The sequence below is a fragment of the Halomonas sp. H10-59 genome, from assembly GCF_040070555.1.
Taxonomy (GTDB): domain Bacteria; phylum Pseudomonadota; class Gammaproteobacteria; order Pseudomonadales; family Halomonadaceae; genus Halomonas; species Halomonas litopenaei.
The window spans coordinates 1,603,185-1,616,431 of sequence record NZ_CP098828.1; the positions used below are offsets into that span (position 1 = coordinate 1,603,185).

Here is a 13,247-nt window from a genome sequence, read left to right on the forward strand (position 1 = left end):
GCCGCCCCGGGCGGTCGCGATCGACCGGCGGCACCGAGGTGCCGCATGAAGGAGAAGGGCATGACCCCAGCGAAGGTGCTTATTACCGGCAGCGGCCTGTATACCCCGGCCAACGCCATCGACAACGACGCCCTGGTGGCGTCGTACAACGCCTGGGTGGATGCCGAGAATGCCCGCCACCGCGAGGCGATCGAGGCCGGGGAACGTGACGCCCTGGCGCATTCCAGCAGTGAATTCATCGTCAAGGCCTCGGGTATCCACAGCCGCTACGTGCTGGACGCCGAGGGTATCCTTGATCCTGAGCGCATGCGCCCGAAGCTCGACGAGCGCGACAACGACAGCCCCGGCATCCAGTGCGAGATGGCGCTGGCCGCCTCGCACGAGGCGCTGGCCGCAGCCGGGGTCGAGGCCGCCGACATCGACCTGGTGATCGTGGCCTGCTCGAACCTGGAGCGCCCCTATCCGGCGGTGGCGGTGGAGTTGCAGCGTGCGCTGGGCACCGGGGGCTACGCCTTCGACATGAACGTGGCCTGTTCCTCGGCCACCTTCGCCATCGACAACGCCGCCAATGCCATCCGCTCTGGCGGCGTGCGCCGCGCCCTGGTGGTCAACCCCGAGGTGTGTTCGGCACACCTGAACTTCCGCGACCGTGACAGCCACTTCATCTTTGGCGACGCCTGTACCGCCCTGGTGCTGGAAAGCGACCAGGTGGCGACAGCCGAGACACGGTTCGAGGTGCTCGGGACCCGACTGGTGACGCAGTTTTCCAACGCCATTCGCAATAATGCGGGCTTTCTCAACCGCGTCACCGACGCCGACCCCCAGGCAGCCGACAAGCTGTTCGTGCAGGAAGGCCGCAGGGTCTTCAAGGAAGTCTGCCCGATGGTGGCACAGTTGATCCGTGACCACCTGGAGAGCCTGGATATCGCGCCTGGTACGCTGTCGCGGTTATGGCTGCATCAGGCCAATCGACACATGAACGATCTTATCGCACGACGGGTGCTGGGCCAGGAGCCTGCTCCGGATCAAGCGCCGATTATTCTTGACCGTTACGCTAATACAAGTTCTGCCGGTTCGATCATCGCGTTCCATCTGCATCATCAAGACCTGGAACCGGGCGCTACCGGGGTGGTGTGTTCCTTCGGCGCGGGCTACAGTGCGGGCTGCGTGGTGATTCGCAGGGACTGAGGCCGACCCTCCGGGGAACCGACCGCTGACTCGTCGGCGGAACCAGACGACTGCCGTACGCAGAGGCGTCGTCGCTGACGCTACCCGGAGTCCAACCCCGGACAACAGCGCCGATAGATTGACGATCGTGACAAGGACAGGCAAGGGAGGCAGTCGAACGATGAACGCGAACTACAGCGGTGCCCTGGGCAAGGGCATGCAGAGGGGTGTCCTGGTCATGGCCGTCGCCCTGGCGGCAAGTGGCTGCGCCAGCAGCGGCGTATCCAGCGAGCCCAATCCAGCGGACCCCTGGGAGGGCTTCAATCGCAGGGTCTTCGCCTTCAACGATGTGCTGGATCGCTATGCACTCAAGCCTGCCGCCCAGGGTTATCGCTACGTGACCCCGGACCCGCTCGAGCGCGGCGTCAGCAACTTCTTCGACAACCTCGGCGAAGTGCGCACGGTGTTCAACAGCCTGTTGCAAGGCAAGGGTGCCAATGCGGGCAACTCGAGCATGCGCTTTTTGATGAACACCACCTTCGGTCTGGGTGGTCTTCTGGATCCGGCGACCCATGCCGGCTTTATCGCCGACGAGGAAGACTTTGGCCAGACCCTGGCTGCCTGGGGTGTGGGCGAGGGGCCCTTCGTGGTGCTGCCGTTCCTCGGCCCCAGCACAGTGCGTGACACCAGCGCCTTGCCGGTCGACTGGTACACCTACCCGCTGACCTACGTCGAGGACGACACCGTGCGCTACTCGCTGCGTGGTCTCGAGCTGCTCGACGCGCGTGCCAGCCTTCTCGATCAGGAGGATCTGATTCGCGGTGATCGCTACAGCTTCATTCGTGACGCCTGGCTACAGCGTCGTCGTTTCGAGGTCACCGATGGTGAGCTTGGTGACGACAGCTTTATCGACGATGGCTTTGACTACGACGAAGATGCCTTCGCCGAGTAAGGTGGCATCTGCATGCAAGCAGCCAAACCTCTGATCGGGGTAATCGACCACCCGGGCGAGCACCGCGACGCCCTGGTGGACGCGATTGCTCGCGACGGACTTGCGGTCTTTGCCGCCGCCAGCGCCGATGAGCTTCCCGGCTCCACGGCGCTGGTGGTAGCACACTCGCTGGCGGTACCGAGTCGCGAGTGGATGGTGCTGGCCGAGCGCTGGCCCACCCTGGTGGTCAGCGAGGACCGGCGAGACGACGATCTGCTCAAGGCCGTTGACGCGGGCCTTGTCGACTACGTGATCGACCCCTTGCGCCATGCCCATCTGCTCAGGCGGATGATCCGGCGTGTGGTGGACGTCAATCGTCTGGCCCGGGAGCGTGAAGAGGATCGAGCGCGACTGGAAGAGCTCAACGAGAGCCTGGAGACCCACCTGGCGATGCTCCGGCTCGACCAGCAGGCCGGCGGTCAGATCCAGCGTCGCATGCTGCCGCCGAGGCCGCAGCAACTGGGGGCGATCGGCTGTGACTACTGGCTTGCGCCCTCGTTGTATCTGTCAGGCGACTTTCTCGATATCCAGGCGTACAATGAGCGCTATACATTATTCTATTTCGCTGATGTGTCGGGCCACGGAGCCTCGTCCGCCTTCGTGACGGTGCTGCTCAAGTATCTGTTCAATCGCTGGCAAGGCGAGTGGGACGGTGAGGCACCCGAGGCATTGCCGCCGCGCTGGCTGTCCCAGTTGAACCGGGAACTGCTGGACACGGGGATCGGCAAGCACGCCACCCTGTTCGTCGGCGTGATCGACCAGCAGAAGCGCTATCTGCACTATTCTCTCGGCGCGCAGCTGCCGATGCCGCTATTGAAGTCCGACGAGGGCGTCACCACGCTGGCGGGAGAGGGCATGCCGGTAGGCTTGTTTCCGGAGGTCAGTTATCCGGCACTGGGATGTGACTTGCCCGATGACTTTTCGCTCTGGCTCTGCTCCGATGGGGTGCTGGAGTGCTTGCCGGGGGACAGTCTCGAGGCGCGCCTTGACGATCTCAGGCAGCGGGTCGAAGACAGTGATTCCCTGGATACGATGCGTCGGGGGCTGGCCCTGGGGGCGCTCTCCAGCGATGAAGAAGCGCTGGAGGATCCCACCTCGGGGCGCGAAGAGCTGCCCGACGACTTGACGATCATGTTGGTGAGCGGGTTTGGCGATGAAAGTGCATGAAGGTCGACTGAAGGCGGCATTCGAGGCCGGTGTGTTCGTCCTGAAGCTATGTGGCGACGTGCGCCTGACCCTGTGTGCCACCCTGGATCTCCAGGCCCAGCAACTGGCCGACACGCCGGGACTCAAGGCGGTGATGATCGACCTGCGCGAGGCCAGCAACGTCGATTCCACGGCGCTTGGCTTCCTGGCCAAGGTGGCCATGGCGCTGCGCGGCAAGCTCGAGCAGGCGCCGACCATCGTGGCCGACAATCCCGACGTCAAGCGGATGCTCGAGGTGATGGGCTTTGGCGCTTTCTTTACCTTGCTGGAGCGTCCCATCGCCGAGGTCGACGACTTCGAGGAGCTCCCCGAAGTGCCCGCCGATGAAGAGGGGCTGCGGGAGCGCATCCTCGAAGCGCATCGTATCCTGATGCGCATGAACGAGCATAACCACGAACAGTTCCAGCCGCTGGTCGAGATGCTCGAGGCCCAGAACGACGCTTCGCACAAGGCCTGATCCTGCCCTTGCCGGGCCTGACGTCGACGCGCCGAAGGCGTGTTCAGCAGAAGGCGCCGAAGGCGTAGAAAATGGCGAACTCCGAAAGCGGAAAGCGGTGTCAGATCGCCGCAAGCTGGCAACCGCATAATGCAAGAGGGCGATCCATGGATCGCCCTCTTGATCATCTGCAGCCAGGCCCAGCAAGGCTTGCCGGTGGTGCGCTCGTTATCATCCCTGGCGCAGTTCGGTCAGCAGGGTTTCCAGCTTGCGCTGATCGGCCATGAACTTGCGGATGCCTTCGGCCAGTTTTTCGGTGGCCATGGCGTCTTCGTTCATGGCCCAGCGGAAGTCGTCTTCGGTCTGGGGCTCCGGTGCGCTGGTCTCGGCGTCGCTGCGCACGAGGCGGCGTTCGAGAGCGCCTTGCTGACCGTGCAATTCCTCGAGCAGTGCCGGCGAGATGGTCAGACGGTCGCAGCCGGCCAGCGCCTTGACCTCGTCGGTGTTGCGGAAGCTCGCGCCCATCACGATGGTCGAGTAGCCGTGGCCCTTGTAGTGGTCGTAGATGCGCTTGACCGATTGCACGCCGGGATCGTTGTCGCCGCTGAAGTCGGCCTCCGGCTGCTGGGCCTTGTGCCAGTCGAGGATGCGGCCGACGAAGGGCGAGATCAGCGTGACCCCGGCATCGGCGCAGGCCTGGGCCTGGGCGAAGCTGAACAGCAGCGTCAGATTGGTGCGGATGCCTTCTCGCTCCAGCGTCTTGGCGGCACGAATGCCTTCCCAGGTGGACGCCACCTTGATCAGGATGCGCTCGGCGCCGACGCCTTTGCGGGCATAGCGCTCGATCAGTGAATGGGCGCGGGCCAGGGTACCTTCGGTATCGAACGATAGCCGTGCGCTGACCTCGGTCGACACATAGCCAGGCACCAGCTCGCTGATCTCGCTGCCGATGTCCACCGCCACGGCATCGAGGGCGTCATCGATGTCGTTGGCCTCCTTGGCAATGGCGGCCAGGCGGGCGCGACGATCGGCGTGGCTGGCGGCCTGCAGGATCAGCGACGGGTTGGTGGTGGCGTCGGTGGGCTGGAAGCGACGAATGGCGTCCAGGTCGCCGGTGTCGGCGACCACCGTGGTCATCGCCTTCAGTTGGGTCAGCAGATCGTCTGCCATGTGGCAATCTCCGTAGTTGGGCGGTGGTGAGCTGGACCTACTGTACCAAGGCGTCGATGTGGACAACAGCCGCAGCGGCGTCACGATCAACCCGATGACAATTTTTCAAACCTTGTTCTTCATGGAGCGCCTGTGTCCCTGAATGCCCGGCGTGTCGCCCTGCTGGTGGCCGCCAATACCGCCCTTGCCCCCTTCGCCATCGACGCCTATCTGCCGGCCATGCCGGCGCTGGCCGAGTCGGTGGGGGCCAGTGTTCATCACACCGAGCTTTCACTCAGCGTGTTCATGGTCGGCTTTGCCGTGGGCCAGCTCACTTGCGGGCCGCTTTCCGACCGCATCGGACGCAAGCCGGTGCTGCTGGCCGGACAGATCCTGTTCTTGATCGCCAGCCTGGTGATCGTCAGCGTCGATTCGTTGACGGAGCTTCTGGTCTGGCGCTTTGTCCAGGCGCTCGGCGGCGGCGCCTGCGTGGTCAATTCCGCAGCCATCGTGCGCGACTGTTTCAGTGGCCGCGAGGCGGCCAAGGTCATGTCGACCATGGCGATGATCCTGATGCTGGCGCCGCTGGTGGCGCCGATGGTCGGCAGCCTGCTGCTGTACCTGGCCGACTGGTGGCTGATCTTCGTCTTCCTGGCGGTCTATGCCGCCTTCCTGATGTGGCTGCTCGGGGCCTTTCTGCCGGAGACCCGGCCAGCAGGGGCACCGGTGGCCTCGCCCCGTCAGGTGCTGCGCAACTACGCAAGTGTGCTGACCGACCGTCAGGCCATGGGCTACATCCTGGCGGTGGCGGCGTCCTTCGCCGGCATCTTTGCCTTCGTCACCTCGTCGCCGTTTCTCTACATGCAGCACTACGGGCTGTCGCCGGCGGCCTATCCCTTTGTCTTTGGTGCCAATGTGGTGGTGATGGCGCTGTCCAACCGGGTCAATATTCGCCTGCTGCGTCGGCGTACACCCCAGCAGAACCTGCGCCTTGGTCTCGCCATTCAGCTGGTCGCCGCCGGCGGCCTGCTGGTGGTAGTGGCCACGGGGACGGACTCGCTGTTCACGGTGGTGCCTCTGGTGATGGCGTTTCTGGGCGTGGTGGGTCTGATCTCGCCCAACGCCATTTCGTCGCTGCTGGAGCGTTTCAGTCATATGAGCGCTACCGCCACGGCGCTGCTCGGCAGTATCCAGTTCAGCAGTGCAGCACTGTCCGGTGCCCTGGTCACCGCCTTTGAAATCGACTCTGCCTGGCCCATGGTGATCGCCATGGTCACGGTGGCGTTGATCGGCAACGTCGGCCTGCGCGTGCTCGCCGGACGTCCGCCTCGGGTCGAGGAGGCGGCGTCATGATGGCGTCGTTGCTGGCCGCAGTGCAGGACTGCGCAAGGGAGTGGTGGGTGCTCAGCGAGCTGACCCTCGGCTCGTGGCTGTGGGTGGGGGCAGTACTGGCGTTGGGGACCTTCGTCCAGCGTACCACCGGCTTCGGCATGGCGGTGGTGGGGGCGCCACTGATCCTGTTGAAGGCGCCGTCCCTGGTGCCGGTGGTGCTGGTGGTCTACGGCTTTCTGGTGTCCTGTCTGGTGGTACGCCGCTATCGCCGGGAAGTCGCCATGACCGATATCTCCATGGCGTTGGTGGGCAAGGTGCCGGGAACCCTGCTTGGGGTCTGGCTGTTGCTGGTGGCACCCATGGCGACGCTGGAGGTGATGATCGCCAGCATCGTGCTGTTTGCGGTGGTGGTGACGCTGTTCAAGCTGCGTCTGCCGGTCAACCGCTCGTCACTGTTTGGTGCTGGTTTTCTGTCGGGAGTGTTCGGTGCCGTGGCGGCGATCGGCGGACCGCCCATCGTGCTGCTGATGCACGGCATGCCGATGGACCGCCTGCGGGGCAACCTGGCGGCGTTCTTTCTTATCTCGTCGTTGATGACCCTGGCGAGCCTGGCCGCCGTGGGCAGGGTGCCGCTGTGGCTGTTGGGCGTGAGCCTCAGTTTCATGCCCATGGTGGTGGCGGGCCACGCCCTGGGGGCGGTGCTGGCGCCGAAGTTGCCTCGGCGACTGTTGCAGGCGGCGTCCTTGACCCTGTGCGCCGCGGCGGCATTGGGGCTATTGATCAGCTGACCCCGTTGTTTCATGTCGTCGCTATCGCAGCGACTCCAGATGGGCCGTCCGGCGCAAAGCCGGGCGGCCTTTTTTTGCGGCACCTTCTTTTGTGTCCGCTCAGGTTGCCGTCGGCTGTAAAAGCGTGGCATTGACCGGGGTCGCGGTGACAGAGCCGTGACGCCGTCATGACATGGCCGGGCAGGAGGAGGGGCAGGGGGGAAGCGTAAGAGGTATCGGGAAGGCGTCAACCGGAGTGCACTGTCATGAAGCTGTCATTTTTCTGCGGCATTGTGTGTTTCGCGAAGGTTGACCATCTCATCATCAGGAGCTTTCTCCATGAACCGCATCCTCAAGACCACCGCTATCGCCGCCGCCGTCATGGGCGTGGTGGGTGTCGCTCAAGCCCGCGATCAAGTCCGTATCGTTGGTTCCAGCACCGTCTACCCGTTCTCGAGCTACGTGGCCGAAGAGTTCGGTGCCACCACCGACTTCCCGACGCCGGTCATCGAGTCCACCGGCTCCGGTGGCGGCATGAAGCTGTTCTGCTCCGGTCTGGGTGACGATACCCCGGACATCACCAACGCCTCGCGTCGCATGAAGACTTCCGAGTTCGAGACCTGTGAAGCCAACGGCGTGACCGACATCACCGAAGCCTTCATCGGCTATGACGGCATCGCCTTCGCCCAGTCCGGCGACAACGAGGCCATGGACGTCACCCGCGAGCAGATCTTCCTGGCGCTGGCCGCCAAGGTGCCGGTCGATGGTGAGCTGGTCGACAACCCCTACACCAAGTGGAGCGACATCGATTCCTCGCTGCCGGATCGCGAGATCGCCGTCTATGGACCGCCCACCACCTCCGGTACCCGTGATGCCTTCGCGGAGCTCGTGATGGAAGCCGTTTCCGAGGACATGGAGGCCTACGGCGGTGAAGGTTACACCGACGTGCGCGCCGACGGTGCCTTCATCGACGCTGGCGAGAACGACAACCTGATCGTTCAGCGTCTGGCCGAGAACACCGATGCCTTCGGCATCTTCGGCTACTCCTTCCTGGAAGAGAATTCCGACACCCTGATCGGCTCCAGCATCGACGGCGTCGAGCCGACTCCGGACGCCATCGGCAGCGGTGAGTACCCGGTGTCTCGCTCCATGTTCTTCTACGTGAAGAACCAGCACGCCGAAGACGTACCGGCCATGTACGAGTACGCCAACATGTTCATGAGCGAGCAGATGGTCGGTGACCTCGGCTACCTCAAGGGCATCGGCCTGATCCCGGCGCCGGAAGACGAGCGCGCCGAGGCTCGCAGTGCCGTCGAGAACCACGAGACCCTCGAGCTGGCCGACCTGAAGTAAGGGACACGGTCCTGATCACGCCGGCCGGCATCCTGCAACGGGTGTCGGCCGGTACACGTTCCGGCAAGCCCATGCTTGCTTGAGCACAGAACCCCGAGAGACACCCATGCAGACCAATCAACTCCTGGCGATGTTCAGCGGCTCGCTGCTTCTGCTCGGTCTGATCGCCTTCTTCCTGGCCCGCGGCAAGGCCGCCAGAGTCCGAGCCTCCGGCACCTCCATGTACGCTCAGCCCGATCAGTACGGCTGGTTCACCGTCATGTCTACGGCGGGTCCGGCGCTGGTGGTCGGTGCCGTGGGTAGCTTCATCATGCTGCTCGTGGGTGCCGAGATTCCGCCGCTGCTGCTGCTGGCCAGTTGCCTGGTCATCGCCTGCATCGGCCTGGTGCTGGGCGTGGCGATGGTGCGTCCCGACTTCCACGCGCGTCAGGCGATCGAGCGGGTCATCCGCTTCTTTCTCGCCGGCGCGGCCCTGATCTCCATCTTCACCACCCTGGGGATCCTGCTGTCCATCGTCTTCGAGGCGATCCGTTTCTTCCAGATGCAGAGCTTCTGGGACTTTATCACCGGCACCACCTGGAACCCGGGTGCCAGCTTCCTCGAGGCCGCCGGTCGCGCCGAGGAAGGGGCCAGTGCCGCCAAGTTCGGTTCGGTGCCGCTGTTCGCCGGTACCTTCATGATCACCTTCATCGCCATGCTGGTGGCGATTCCGATCGGTCTGCTGGCGGCCATCTACATGGCCGAGTTCGCGCCGCCCAAGGTGCGTACCATCGCCAAGCCGGTGCTCGAGGTGCTGGCCGGCATTCCGACCGTGGTCTACGGCTTCTTCGCCGCCATCACGGTGGCGCCGATCATCGTTGCCGTGGCCGGGTTCTTTGGTCTCGAGGCCTCGTTCAACAACGCCCTGGCCCCGGGCATCGTCATGGGCATCATGATCATTCCGTTCATCTCCTCGCTGTCCGATGACGTCATCAACTCGGTGCCCAACAGCATGCGCGAAGGCTCGCTGGCGCTGGGCCTGACCAAGGGCGAGATGATTCGCGACATCGTGGTGCCGGCAGCCCTGCCGGGCATCATCTCGGCCTCGCTGCTGGCGGTGTCCCGGGCGCTGGGCGAGACCATGATCGTGGTGATGGCGGCAGGCATGCGCCCCAACCTGACCTTCAATCCGCTGGAAGACATGACCACCGTGACCGTGCGCATCGTCGCCGCGCTGACCGGTGACCAGGAATTCGCCAGTGCCGAGACGCTGTCGGCGTTCGCACTCGGACTGATGCTGTTCGTGGTGACCCTGAGCCTGAATCTGGTGTCGGTGATCATGATCCGTCGCTTCCGCGAAAAGTATCGCGTCAACAACCTGTAAGCCGTGGAGCCAAAGCCAATGAGACAATCCTTCGATGACATCAGCGCCCAGCTCCGCGCTCGCCACCGCAGGTCGGCCCGACTGAAGTGGGCGTCCATGGGAGCGCTCGGCCTTGCCGGCCTGTTCCTGGTGCTGTTCTTTGCCGACATGCTGGTCAAGGGGCTGCCGGCCTTCCAGCAGGCCCAGATCCAGGTCGAGGTGGACTACTCCGAGCAGGCCAGCCAGATTCCCCTGGCGGCGGTTCAGGAAGACGTCCGCCCGCTGGTCAGTCGCGGCTATCTGCGCCTGATCCCCGGCCGGATGGAAGACAACCCGGACCTGCTCGGTACCTCCCGCATGGAGTGGGTGCTGGCCGACGGCCAGGTGGACCAGTACCTCAAGGGCCACCACGCCAAGCTCAGCAACAAGGAAATGGCGGTGGTCGATCGGCTGAAAGAGGATGGGCGGGCCGAGCTGCGTTTCAACTCGACCTTCTTCTCCAGCGGTGACTCCAAGATGCCCGAGCTCGCCGGTATCGCTTCGGCGGCCATGGGCACCGTGCTGACCCTGCTGGTGACCCTGGCGGTAGCCTTTCCCATCGGCGTGATGACGGCGGTCTACCTGGAGGAGTTCGCGCCGGACAACCGCTTTACCCAGTTGATCGAGATCAACATCAACAACCTGGCGGCGATTCCCTCGATCCTGTTCGGTCTGCTGGGCCTGGCGATCTTCATCAACTTCTTCGGCGTGCCGCGCTCCTCCCCGGTGGTCGGTGGCCTGACCCTGGCGCTGATGACCCTGCCGGTGATCATCATCGCCACCCGGACCGCGCTTCGCAGCGTGCCCGACTCCATCCGTCATGCCGCCTTCGGCGTCGGCTGCTCACGCTGGCAGATGGTGCGCGACCATGTTTTGCCGGTGGCGCTGCCGGGCATCATGACCGGTTCGATCATCGGCCTGGCTCAGGCCATGGGCGAGACCGCTCCGTTGATCATCGTCGGCATGGTGGCCTTCATCCCCGATGTGACCAACTCCTTTACCGAGGCGGCCACCGTGCTGCCGGCACAGATATTCACCTGGGCGGGCGAGCCTGACCGGGCCTTCATCGAGAAGACGTCGGGCGGCATTCTGGTGCTGCTGTCGATCCTTATCACGCTCAACGCCACCGCGGTGGTGCTGCGCAAGAAATTCGAGCGGCGCTGGTAAACCGGCCCCCAAACAGGATACGTTGCCATGAACATGAAAGTTGCCCAGCGCGGAGATAGCGTGATGAAGCAGGACCAGCCCGGCCAGCCGGTCACTCGCAACGAGGATGCCAACCACGAGTTGAGCATTCGAGTGAACGACCTGAATCTTTGGTACGGAGACTTCCACGCGCTGAAGTCGATCGACATGGATCTGTACCAGAAGAACGTGACCGCCCTGATCGGCCCGTCCGGTTGCGGCAAGTCGACCTTCCTGCGTTGCCTGAATCGCATGAACGATCTGATCCCGAGCGTACGCGTCAAGGGCCTGATCGAGATGGATGGCCGCGACGTCTACGAGCCCAAGATGGACGAGGTCGCGCTGCGGCGTCGGGTCGGCATGGTGTTCCAGAAGCCGAACCCCTTCCCCAAGTCGATCTACGACAACATCGTCTATGCCCCGAAGATGCATGACCTGGTCAGCCGCAAGGCCGACCAGGACGAGCTGGTCGAGCGCGCCCTGCGTGACGCCGGCCTGTGGGAAGAGGTCAAGGACAAGCTGCACCAGCCCGGCACCTCGTTGTCCGGTGGCCAGCAGCAGCGTCTGTGCATCGCCCGTGCCATCGCGGTCCAGCCGGACGTGATCCTGATGGATGAGCCGACCTCGGCGCTGGACCCGATCTCCACCGCCACCATCGAAGACCTGATGGACAAGCTCAAGCAGCAGTACACCATCATCACGGTGACGCACAATATGCAGCAGGCGGCTCGTGTCGCCGACTACACGGCGTTCTTCCACCTAGGCGAGGTCATCGAGTACAACGACACCAAGACCATGTTCTCGACCCCGCATACCAAGAAGGCCGAGGACTACATCACCGGTCGTTACGGCTAGGCCGAGAAGCGCCGGTCAGCGTGGTAGCGTTCACTGCGGTAGCAAAGGGAGGCCTTCGGGCCTCCCTTTTTACTACCTGTGAACCGGGCCCAGGAACGGTGGTGGTCCGCTCTGGTGTCAGGGTTGGTGTCTGCATCTGATGTCAGGGTCTGGTGCAGGGGGCTGGTGTCAGGGGGCTGGCATCAGGAACTGGCGGGCTGGCGGCGGACGTAGGCGGCGACACCACGCATCGACCACAGTCCCAGCACCGGTCCGGGCAACAGTAGCCACAACACGCTCAGTTCGTGTTCCTGCCACAGGCTGGCACCGAGCCAGATGCCGGGCAGGGTAAGGGTGAAGCCGATGGCGTTCATCACTGCCAGGGTCGCGCCGATGTGTGCCCTGGGGGCGGTGGCCGAGGCCAGTGACGAGAACTGGGCCGAGTCGGCGATGACGCTGAAGCCCCAGAGGTACAGCAGGCCCAGCAGCAGCAGGGGGCTGGCCTGACCAAGCCAGGGGTAGATCAGGCACAGGGCGCCGGAGGTGGCGAGCGCCAGGTTGGCGGCGCTGGCGCTGCCGTGGCGTCGACTGAGGGCGCCGGCCAGGATGCAGCCCAGCGCCCCCACGGCGATGACCGAAAAGCTTAGCCAGGGCGCCCAGTCGGCTGGCGCCTGAAGGCGCGTGACCTCACGGCCGACCAGGAAGGGCACCAGCAGCCAGAAGGCGTAGAGTTCCCAGCAGTGGCCGAAGTAGCCGCCGGCGACGCTGAGAAAGTGGCGATCACGAAAGGCGGCAAGGCCATCCTTCAGCCTGGCGCGAGACGCGTTTGCTGGCAGGTGCGGGCCGTCGCCCAATAGCGCCACGGCGATACCGCCGGCCACCGCCAGGGCCGAGGACAGGATCAGGGTCCAGGCCCAGGGGAGATCCAGGGTGGCGCCGCGCAGCAGATGGGGCATGGCCGTGCCGAGTGTCAGCATGCCCACCAGCCAGGCCAGGGCGGCCCCGGTGTGACGCGGGGTCCAGCCGATCACCAGCTTCATGCCCAACGGGTAAATGCCGGCCAGGCAGAGCCCGGTGGCGAAGCGCAGCAGCAGGGCGAGGGCGTGGTGCTCGGCAACCGTGATAAAGGCGAGATTGACCAGAGCGCCTGCCAGGCTTGCGCTTAGAAAGATGCGACTGGCACGGTAGCGATCGGCGAGTCCGCTGGCGGCGATCGTCAGGGTGCCGACGATAAAGCCGAGTTGCACTGCCAGCGTCAGGTGGCCGATTTCGGCCTCGCGAATGCCGAGGTCGCTTCCCAGCGAGGCGGCAACGCCGTTGATGCTGAACCACAGCGATGTACCGCACCACTGAGCCAGCACGATCAGCGGCAGGGCCAGGCGAGAGCGCTCCATGCGTGAGTCCTGTTGTGGATCCAGACCTGAGGTCAAAAAAGATGGCCGGGAG

General features: G+C 64.4%; 12 protein-coding genes. 10 read left to right on the plus strand and 2 right to left on the minus strand.

All coding sequences use genetic code 11. The annotated features are described in order from the left end of the window. The first annotated feature begins 60 nt into the window (after positions 1-60). The 4 genes from NFG57_RS07130 to NFG57_RS07145 all read left to right on the plus strand — a co-directional run bounded on the left by NFG57_RS07130 (position 61) and on the right by NFG57_RS07145 (position 3,821). Entirely contained in the window at positions 61-1,188 is a 1,128-nt protein-coding gene (locus NFG57_RS07130) for a beta-ketoacyl-ACP synthase III (RefSeq protein WP_045993224.1), read from the plus strand. 160 nt (positions 1,189-1,348) lie between these two features. Continuing rightward, positions 1,349-2,119 (plus strand): VacJ family lipoprotein, encoded by a 771-nt coding sequence (locus NFG57_RS07135; protein ID WP_045993225.1) that lies wholly within the window; start codon positions 1,349-1,351, stop codon positions 2,117-2,119. A gap of 12 nt (positions 2,120-2,131) precedes the next feature. Further along, complete coding sequence (locus NFG57_RS07140) at positions 2,132-3,325, plus strand: SpoIIE family protein phosphatase (RefSeq protein ID WP_045993226.1); 1,194 nt, start codon at positions 2,132-2,134, stop codon at positions 3,323-3,325. Then, the gene (locus tag NFG57_RS07145) at positions 3,312-3,821 is read left to right on the plus strand and encodes an STAS domain-containing protein (RefSeq protein ID WP_045993227.1); all 510 of its coding nucleotides are present in this window, start codon (positions 3,312-3,314) and stop codon (positions 3,819-3,821) included. Before NFG57_RS07140 ends, NFG57_RS07145 begins: the two co-directional genes overlap by 14 nt. Positions 3,822-4,031: 210 nt before the next feature. Here NFG57_RS07145 and tal read toward each other — a convergent pair whose 3' ends face one another. After that, positions 4,032-4,970, minus strand: coding sequence for a transaldolase (gene tal / locus NFG57_RS07150; protein ID WP_045993228.1), 939 nt, complete (start codon positions 4,968-4,970; stop codon positions 4,032-4,034). 132 nt (positions 4,971-5,102) lie between these two features. Between tal and NFG57_RS07155 the strand changes: the two genes are divergently transcribed. The 6 genes from NFG57_RS07155 (at position 5,103) to pstB (ending at position 11,822) form a co-directional block, all read left to right on the plus strand. Further along, the gene (locus NFG57_RS07155; protein WP_045993229.1) at positions 5,103-6,302 is read left to right on the plus strand and encodes a Bcr/CflA family multidrug efflux MFS transporter; all 1,200 of its coding nucleotides are present in this window, start codon (positions 5,103-5,105) and stop codon (positions 6,300-6,302) included. After that, positions 6,299-7,069, plus strand: coding sequence for a sulfite exporter TauE/SafE family protein (locus NFG57_RS07160; RefSeq protein ID WP_308812435.1), 771 nt, complete (start codon positions 6,299-6,301; stop codon positions 7,067-7,069). The genes NFG57_RS07155 and NFG57_RS07160 overlap by 4 nt, the downstream gene beginning before the upstream one ends. A gap of 318 nt (positions 7,070-7,387) precedes the next feature. After that, a complete protein-coding gene (locus NFG57_RS07165) occupies positions 7,388-8,401 on the plus strand; it encodes a substrate-binding domain-containing protein (protein WP_108132630.1) in 1,014 nt (337 codons plus the stop codon). A gap of 106 nt (positions 8,402-8,507) precedes the next feature. Further along, positions 8,508-9,764 carry a phosphate ABC transporter permease subunit PstC gene (gene pstC / locus NFG57_RS07170; RefSeq protein WP_108132631.1) on the plus strand — a complete coding sequence of 419 codons (1,257 nt, stop codon included), beginning with the start codon at positions 8,508-8,510 and terminating at the stop codon, positions 9,762-9,764. 18 nt (positions 9,765-9,782) lie between these two features. Further along, the gene (gene pstA, locus NFG57_RS07175) at positions 9,783-10,949 is read left to right on the plus strand and encodes a phosphate ABC transporter permease PstA (protein ID WP_108132632.1); all 1,167 of its coding nucleotides are present in this window, start codon (positions 9,783-9,785) and stop codon (positions 10,947-10,949) included. 63 nt (positions 10,950-11,012) lie between these two features. Next, entirely contained in the window at positions 11,013-11,822 is an 810-nt protein-coding gene (pstB, locus tag NFG57_RS07180) for a phosphate ABC transporter ATP-binding protein PstB (protein WP_045993272.1), read from the plus strand. A gap of 182 nt (positions 11,823-12,004) precedes the next feature. Here pstB and NFG57_RS07185 read toward each other — a convergent pair whose 3' ends face one another. Further along, positions 12,005-13,195 carry an MFS transporter gene (locus NFG57_RS07185; protein WP_108132633.1) on the minus strand — a complete coding sequence of 397 codons (1,191 nt, stop codon included), beginning with the start codon at positions 13,193-13,195 and terminating at the stop codon, positions 12,005-12,007. Positions 13,196-13,247 lie beyond the last annotated feature (52 nt).